Annotated in this window: 7 protein-coding genes; 5 read left to right on the top strand and 2 right to left on the bottom strand. The window is 60.2% G+C overall.

Features of this window, described 5'->3' with window-relative positions; genetic code table 11:
- Together ACPYOI_RS23545 and ACPYOI_RS23540 are read right to left on the bottom strand one after the other, a co-directional pair.
- Nucleotides 1-499, bottom strand: a 499-nt coding sequence (locus tag ACPYOI_RS23545; protein WP_481423425.1) for a response regulator, incomplete at its 3' end; no start/stop codon positions are given.
- Entirely contained in the window at nt 496-1,911 is a 1,416-nt protein-coding gene (locus ACPYOI_RS23540) for a sensor histidine kinase (protein WP_481418437.1), read from the bottom strand. The genes ACPYOI_RS23545 and ACPYOI_RS23540, both read right to left, overlap by 4 nt.
- A gap of 248 nt (nt 1,912-2,159) precedes the next feature.
- On the opposite strand from ACPYOI_RS23540, the gene ACPYOI_RS23535 reads away from it, so the two are divergent.
- From ACPYOI_RS23535 to ACPYOI_RS23515, 5 genes are all read left to right on the top strand, one after another.
- Nucleotides 2,160-3,071 (top strand): hypothetical protein, encoded by a 912-nt coding sequence (locus ACPYOI_RS23535; RefSeq protein ID WP_481418413.1) that lies wholly within the window; start codon nt 2,160-2,162, stop codon nt 3,069-3,071.
- A gap of 155 nt (nt 3,072-3,226) precedes the next feature.
- On the top strand, nt 3,227-3,727 hold the full coding sequence (locus ACPYOI_RS23530; protein ID WP_481418412.1) for a hypothetical protein: 501 nt from the start codon (nt 3,227-3,229) through the stop codon (nt 3,725-3,727).
- Nucleotides 3,728-3,992: 265 nt separating this feature from the next.
- Nucleotides 3,993-4,577 (top strand): BA14K family protein, encoded by a 585-nt coding sequence (locus ACPYOI_RS23525; protein ID WP_481418411.1) that lies wholly within the window; start codon nt 3,993-3,995, stop codon nt 4,575-4,577.
- A 32-nt stretch (nt 4,578-4,609) separates the two neighbouring features.
- Nucleotides 4,610-5,557, top strand: coding sequence for an oxygenase MpaB family protein (locus ACPYOI_RS23520; RefSeq protein WP_481418410.1), 948 nt, complete (start codon nt 4,610-4,612; stop codon nt 5,555-5,557).
- A gap of 168 nt (nt 5,558-5,725) precedes the next feature.
- Nucleotides 5,726-5,935, top strand: coding sequence for a KTSC domain-containing protein (locus ACPYOI_RS23515; protein ID WP_481418409.1), 210 nt, complete (start codon nt 5,726-5,728; stop codon nt 5,933-5,935).
- Nucleotides 5,936-6,000 lie beyond the last annotated feature (65 nt).

Here is a 6,000-nt window from a genome sequence, read left to right as displayed (position 1 = left end):
GTCCTGTTCCAACAAGCTGAAGCACCTCGAGTTCGCGCCGCGTCAACGTCGCAATCGGAACGGGCTCAATTGCAGGTGCCGGCGGACTGTTGAGAAGCTTGGCAGAGAGGGTTGGAGCAACGTAGCTTTCCCCTGAGGCGACTGTGCGAATGACATCGGCAAGTGCTCTGGATCCCACCCCTTTCAGCACGTAGCCCTTGGCGCCGCCCTTCAAGGCCGCGGTGACATCGTCACTCGACTCGGAAACCGTCAGCATGACCACTTTCTGGGATGGCGAGATTTCCAAAATCGAGCCAAGCGCATTCAGGCCGCCGCCAGGCATGGAGATATCCACCAGCATGACGTCAGGCTCGAGGCTCTCTGCGATGCGAACGGCATCGTCCTTCGAACCTCCCTCCGCGACAATCTCGAATTCGCTGATCTCCGACAGGCTCCTCGACACTCCCTCCCTGAACAGCGGATGATCATCGATAACCGCAACGCGTATTACTCGGGTCATATCTGCTCGGTCTCCGCGGTGTTGAGTGTCATGCTGAGGACGGTGCCCGGCGCCGAAAAGCCGATCTCGAAAGTGCCGCCCAAGCTCTCGATTCGTTCTCTGAGCCCTGCCAGACCAAGGCTCGCGGAGCCTATGTCGTCAGGATCGAAGCCAGGCCCTCCGTCGGCGACCTCGATGCTGACACGTGTTCCTTCCACGCGTTGCACGACACGTTGTCCGACGCCGCCGCCATGCCGGTAGCCGTTATTGAGTGCCTCCTGGACAAAGCGGTAGACACATATCTTCCCCGAGGGCGAAAGCCGATCCGGCCCGCCCGATACCGACAGTTCGACAGGTGCTCCCGTTCTTTGCTGGTGGGCGCGAACACTCCGTTCCAATATGTCCGAAAGGCTAGCGGCCTCTATCTGCGGGAGGACCAGACCGCTGCAAATCGTTCTGATCTCATGCATGGCTTCGTCGAGGCTGGCCTTGATGGACGCGATCTCCCGTTCGCGGATAGCCTTCGGGGTCGATCGGCTCGTTACTGTGTTGCTATCCAGCCGAAGCGAAGCATAGGCGATGAGTTGAGCTGGTCCATCGTGCAAGTCGGCACCAATGCGGCGGAGATAGCTTTCATTCAGCGCCGCAGCCCGCTGCGAGGCACGCTGGACACGCTCGCGTAGCGCCTGGTTCTGCGCAAGAAGAGCAGAGAGGTCATTAATGCGCTGCCGGAGAGCGTGACGCTGGTTCTCGATCGTGTGGCTCCCCCGCAAGACGATCGCGGACAGAATCGCGAAAAACGTCAGGGTAAAGGCCCCGACAGCCATCCAGGTGCGGAGCCGTGCCTGGTTCAGGCTGTGCTCGAAGTCATTGGCGACCTCGTAGAACTCGGAAACGGCCACCACCTGCCCTGACCATGGCTGCAGGACCGGATTATAGATTTCCAGCAGAGGCGTTCCGGAAAGCCGTCCCACCTTCTCCTCCTCGGCATCATCGAGGTGATTGAACTGCGCAGCCATCTTGCCTGCCAGGGCCGTTTTGAGCTCGTCGTTGAGCGGGAACGTCTTTCCGACCATGCTCTTGTCGTTCGAATAGAGGACCGTCCCGTCCGAACGCCAGAGCCGGAACGCCACGACGCGTCCGCCGAGAGCCCCCTGCCCGAGTGTCTCGTCCAAGGCCCGAGCGACGGTGTCGTCAAGCGCGTTAGTCGTCTGCATGTCAGGCAGAAGCGGCGCGATGACGCTGTCGACATAGAGCGCGGTCGCCGCGGCCGAATTCCGGGTAACCGCGTCTTCGATCAGACTCGTGACGAAAGCCCCGACCATCACCATCGCCGCCACCGAGACGGTGCCGCCGATCAACAGGAATTGCCTTGCAAGAGACTGCGAATTCCATCTTGAGATCAAGTCGGAGCGGAACACGAGAATTCTCAGGATTGGTCGCCCAACAACGCGATGGCGACAGGTTTCAATCTTGCCAATAGCCTACCGCCTTCGCCGAAACGGTCAATGGCGAGCGACGATGTCTGCATCTATCAGACCATCGATATCCGTCCATAGGACCTAAGTCCTAGCGCCCACCGCATTGGTCTGACGACCATGGAACCCCGCGTCGACGCAAGCTACCGTTGCGTCACTTGATCCGCATCGCGTCATTGCCGAGACCAACGAGGAGATTCTACATGCGCCCTATTAAATTTATCGGCCGAGGCCTGGTCGCTTTCACCATTGCGGTCGCTCCGCTCGCCAGCGTAACGCTTGGAGTAACGGACGTTGCCTTTGCCAAGGGAGGCAACGGCAATGGTGGCTCCGGTGGCGGAAACGGTGGCGGCAATGGCAACGGCGGCGGCAACGGCAACGGTGGCAGCCACGGCAATGGCAACGGAGGAAGCCACGGCAATGGCAACGGAGGAAGCCACTCGAGCGGAGCGAGCTCCAGCTCGGGGAAATCGGGTAGCGCCCGCTCAGGCAAAACGAGTGGAAAAACGACTGCCACGGGGACGCAAACGCTGCAATCGCTTTTCGGCCACAGCAAGAAGTCCGGCAAAACGCTCAAGACTGAGTCCACGAAGACGGAACGAGCCGCAAAGACGAGCGTCAAAAGCGCCAAATCTGAAACGGCCGGTCTGAGTTCGTTGAACCGCAATTACCACGCTTACCTGAATTCTAATGATCCGCGGATGACCGCCGTTTCGGCCTATGCAGTGGCATACGCCGAATTCGAAAAGGTGAACGGAATTGACGCAATTCCGGCCGACCCCGCATTGAGCGACGAGGCGCTGCGCGAAGCGCTTGCCGGTTTCACCAAGGGAGGCGTTGTGACCGACGCTGATCTCGCGAAAGCCAAGGACATCCTCGGCGTCGGACCAACGGTCGGCAAAATCGATCAGATCCGAGACACGCTCCCGGAACCTGAGCCGGTGGTGACGCCTACGGAACCGACCGATGGTTCATCCGACACGACCACCGATGGCACGTCCGAGATGACCATCGACGTGACGTCCGGAACGACCACCGATACGACGACCGAATCGACCACGACGGTCACCGTCACCTCTGAGACCAACACAACGACGGTCGCCCCTACGAATTAAGAGTCAACGTTCCATAGCAGGAGGCTCGCCGTGCCCTCGCGCGGCGAGCCTCCTGTTACGGGCGGTTCCCGCGGTCGGACAAGGGCGAATTAAGGTTCGATGGAACCTTCAGGTAGCGGGCTGGATTATGCTGGTGGAAACCAGGAGGAAATCCAATGCCTGATAACGAGAGCAAGTCGCCCGCCGTAGAATCCTTTAAACAAGAACAGGCAGCGCAGCGTCGCAGGGCTGGAAAGAGCGAACTTCAAAAGGGGCTCGAGGACACCTTCCCCGCCTCGGATCCCGTTTCAATCACCAGAAGTACGATACCGTCCGGACGGACGGATGCCGACGAGGCCGAGCGTACAAAGCAGCAGCCCGATGAAGGTGCCGTCACCGTTGCACAGGAGTTCCCGCTGGCCGATCAGGCCTTGCTGTCCCGACAGGAGCAGCAGCGACGGGGCAAGGCTGTCACCCGGGAGGAGCTCGAAGCGCTGAAGTCGGAAGTTGGAAGGGTGACGGAATCCGCCAGACATCTCGCTTCCAGCTCGATGCGCGTGGCGAAGGCGGAAGCAAGAAGTCTCGCGGGCGATCTTGAGGAGCGCATAAAGGAGAGGCCCCTTCTTGCTGTCGGAATCGTCGCAGCGATCGCATATGTCTGGGGCGCGACCCGCTGAAAAGAGAGAGCGGATTAGAAACCGGTGGACGCTCGGAACAGCAAGCCCCCTGCGAGCGATAGAACCGTTCAGCGGGCAGCATTGGCTTTCCATAGCACGGCTGCCCGGACCAAAGTCGAGCCGGCGCCGGACTGAGGTCCGGGCAGCGACAGATAATGAAAAATCCTGAGGAACTTGAGACGGACTGCCTCGTTAACAAGCCGCGTCGAGCAGGCGATGCGCCGCTTCGCCGAGCACAAAAGCAGACTTGCCTGGAGGCTTTCCCTTGAAAGAATTTCTGTCCGCGCTCTTAGCGATAGCCACAGTGATTTCGATCTGCATTTTCGGCATGCGCGTCGCGACAAATGCAACCGCTTCGGACGCGCCTCATAAATTCGCAAGCCTCGATGCGCCCTCTCTCTGGACCTCGGAGCCGGTTCGCGTCGATCCTCGCACTCAGAACTACGAGCGGCTTCCGTCACTCGTGTCCGTGGCCCCGCCGTCTCGTCAGCTATCCGCCCGCGATACCACCCCGCGGCCGGCAGCAAATCCCATCGACGTGACAACAACCGGATCGGTCGAAAGCCAACCTTCGTTCCCGAGTGCACATGCCGAATGGTGTCGTCAAAAATATCGGTCCTATCACGCCGAGGACAACACCTATCGCTCCTTCAGCGGCAAGCGCCGCGCCTGCCTCTCGCCTTACCTGGATGCGTCATCGGGAACCGCCGTCCCCGTCGCGGACCAGCCCACGCCGGATCATCTGAGCTGGTGCAGCCAGCGATATGCCTCATACGATCCCGCCGACACCACCTACCAGCCGTTCGGAGGCGGAGCGCGCCGACCTTGCGTATCGTCGCAGGCTCAGTAATCTCAGAAACTGAGACGATCCGAGGGCTACTAATGAGGAGTTTCCTTTCCCGGCCCATTCAACCGCTCATGGAGCGCTGCCTCGACGCCTATGCGGGGCGCATGTTATTCCCGGATGAGAATGGTGTGACCTTCGACTTCCGTAGTCCGGCGGGAGAACCGGCGCTCCTAGGTCCTGACTCCCTTTCCTGGTGCATCTTCAAGAACCCGCTTTGCCTCTTCATCGGCGGGGTGGCCGCGGTCATTCTGGAACTGGCGGAACCTGCCGTCCGCACGGGCGTATGGGAGCACAGCTCTTTCCGCACGGCGCCGGTGCGGCGCTTGCAGCGGACCGGCATGGCGGCGATGGTGACCGTGTACGGCCCGCGCACTACCGCCGAGAAGATGATCGCAGCCGTCGTGCGTCGTCACGGCACCGTCGCCGGAACGACGCCCGCCGGCGAATATTACAACGCAAACGACACAGCACTTCTCAACTGGGTACAAGCCACCGCGACCTTTGGGTTCGCAGAGGCCTACAGCCGTTACGTTTCACCGCTGAGCGACTGCGAGATCTCGCGCCTCTTTACCGAAGGCCGCGAGGCGGCGAATCTTTACGGTGCCATCACCGCTCCGCGCTCGAAGGTGGAATGGGATGAGCTCTTGACGTCCATGAGAAGCCGCCTCGAACCGTCGCCGATCATTCACGAATTCCTCGAGATAATGAAAACGGCTCCAATCGCACCGAGGCCGATGCGGCCACTGCAGAAAATGATGGTCAGGGCTGCGGTGGCGGTCGTTCCCGCTTGGGTCCGCGAGCGTATCGGACTGGGTCCCGATCAAGAGCTTCGACGGGGAGAAGCTGCTTTGCTTCGGTGGGCCGGGCGCATTGCCGACAGGATCGCACTGCCATCAGCTCCTCCGGCGCAGGCTTGCGTCCGGCTTGGGTTGCCGCCCGACTACCTCTATCGGCATCGTCCTAAGCACGTCGAGTATTCTTAGCATTCAATCCGCGCTTGGCTGTTGAGCACGGCGGGCACCGTTCGGCTGGGGACGCGTGTCAATTACAGACTGGTAGTGATACGCGTTAGTCAGACGTTCATCACCTTAATTCACCCGATTTTTCCGCTTCGCCGCTAATCAATGATGCCAGATAGCAAGGGGCTAGCGATGAAAGAGCTTTCGGTTACGTCACGCATCATCAAATCGGTCTACTACGGTCGGGAAGACGGACAACTTCGTATCCGCTTCAAGAATGGTCAGGAACGTCTTTTCACCGGCGTCCCGGAAGAGGAAGTGGAAGCGATGGTTTCCGCCACCTCGCCTGGGACGCACTATATTGACCACATACGGGAACGCTTCACCCGCGTTGCGGCCTGAGCAGACCGTTCGTCAAAGGCTTTCTCCCCTAGCGTGCTAGAGGGAAGACCGCAGTCCTCCTGTTC

The organism is Rhizobium sp. SVR5-2C (genome assembly GCF_056755115.1).
The sequence above is the reverse complement of the archived record's forward strand: the minus strand, read 5'-3'. Positions and strand labels throughout refer to the sequence as shown.